General features: G+C 39.5%; 1 protein-coding gene. It reads left to right on the top strand.

The genetic code is table 11. The features are described 5' to 3' along the window. The first annotated feature begins 56 nt into the window (after positions 1-56). Positions 57-1,004, top strand: a complete 948-nt coding sequence (locus QUA04_RS29835; RefSeq protein ID WP_333264468.1) for an IS630 family transposase — start codon at positions 57-59, stop codon at positions 1,002-1,004. The last annotated feature ends 18 nt before the right edge of the window (positions 1,005-1,022 follow it).

The raw sequence follows: 1,022 nt of genomic DNA, 5'->3' as shown, positions 1-1,022 counted from the left end.
TACAGCACTTCCGGATGTTATGAGGTACAATAGAATCGACTAAAAATAATATACCAATGAAAGCATACTCAGTAGATTTGCGAGCCAAAATAGTAGCAGCCCATTTAGAACAGAAGCTGTCTATCAGAAAAACAGCAGAAATATTTGCCTGCAGTAAAAGCTTAGTTCAAAAACTTGTCAAGCAACAAAAAATCGAGGGAAATTTACAGCCCTTACCCCGGGGTAAACCCAGATTCAGTCATTTGAATAATGCGTCAAAAGAATTAAGAGAAATAGTGGCAGCACATCCCGATGCAACTTTGGTAGAATTGTGTGAGTTATTCGCCCAAAAGACAGGAAATTGGGTAGGCAGAACAGCCATGTGTAGCGCCTTACAGAAGTTGGGATTAAATCGTAAAAAAAAAACAGTTAGGAGTAGCCAAGCAGGCACAGAAAGAGTCATGAAGTTAAGGTTAGAGTATTGGGAAAAAGTCAAGGATATCCAGCAAAAAAATTTAGTATTTTTAGATGAGACTGGAGTATTGCTAGGTTTAAGCCGAACTCATGCACGTTCCCAACTAGGAACTAGAGCCTATGCGGTCAAACCTTTTTATCGAGGCAAAAAAGTCACAGTAATTGGTGCAATTAGTTTCAAGCGAGTAGTGGCATTAATGACCATAGACAACTCGATGGATAGCCAAGCATTTGAGGTGTTTATCGAGAAATGTTTAGTGCCACAATTGTGGTCGGGAGCAGTAGTAGTTATGGATAACTTACCAGCGCATAAAGTAGATTCAATTAAGCCTATGATTGAAGCGGTGGGTGCTTCTATCTTGTGTTTGTCCCCATACTCTCCGGATTTTAATCCAATTGAATTATGGTGGTCGCAACTCAAATCTTTATTGCGACAGTTTTCACCAACCACCACTAAAATGGTTGACAACATAATTGCTGTGGCTCTTGACTTAATTAATCCGAAACATCTCAAAAACTGGTTTACTAATTGCTGCTACTGTACCTCATAACATCCGGAAGTGCTGTAA

The sequence above is a fragment of the Microcoleus sp. S13_C5 genome, assembly GCF_036700845.1.
Lineage (GTDB): Bacteria > Cyanobacteriota > Cyanobacteriia > Cyanobacteriales > Microcoleaceae > Microcoleus.
Note: the sequence above shows the minus strand (reverse complement) of the source record. Positions and strands in the feature narration are given on the sequence as shown.